Genomic DNA, 573 nt, shown 5'->3' with positions numbered 1-573 from the left:
TATCCAGGATTTCCATCCCTTCATCAGTCAGTGTCATACCAGAACTGAAAATATTAACCAGGTTCTGACTTTTCAGAAAATCGACCTCGCCTCTAAGCGTCCGTTCCGTCAAATTAAGACTCACGGCCAGGCTTCGCCTTCCCACCGGCTGCATCATTTTGATATAACGCAGGATATCATATCTTTTTTGCATAACCATAAGGAAATCAGGTAATAATTTTCTTTGTACCTCGAGTAATGTACGCATAGATAAAACTCCTAAAAAGTCTGATTGGACACTATATGTCCCGCGTAGTCATTTTATGTCCCACCTGAACTGACCGGTTTAATGACATCACTGACGATCTCCACATCGCTTTTTATCTTTATATAATCGGACGATTGACTCAATTGATCATATTCAGGCTCATACGTCCAGATGCTCCAGGTCAAGAAAATGCTCGTCCCCACCAATATAATCAGTATTATGCTTTTTGCACGTTCAAAATTCATGACCAATCATCCTCTTCTTCCTGTTCGTAAGGAAGTGTAAAGAATACCGTAGTTCCTTTTCCATCCACACTTTCCGCCCAA

The 573-nt window shown here is 41.0% G+C and carries 1 protein-coding gene and 1 pseudogene; both read right to left on the bottom strand.

The window, feature by feature from the left end:
* Nucleotides 1-247, bottom strand: a pseudogene (locus CVN76_RS00255) (hypothetical protein); the annotation flags it as partial.
* Between the two features lie 53 nt (nucleotides 248-300).
* Nucleotides 301-492, bottom strand: coding sequence for a two-component system activity regulator YycH (gene yycH / locus CVN76_RS00250; RefSeq protein ID WP_100530065.1), 192 nt, complete (start codon nucleotides 490-492; stop codon nucleotides 301-303).
* Between the last annotated feature and the right edge of the window lie 81 nt (nucleotides 493-573).

The sequence above is a fragment of the Bacillus sp. mrc49 genome, from assembly GCF_002803435.1.
This window is presented reverse-complemented; position numbering and strand designations above follow the sequence as displayed.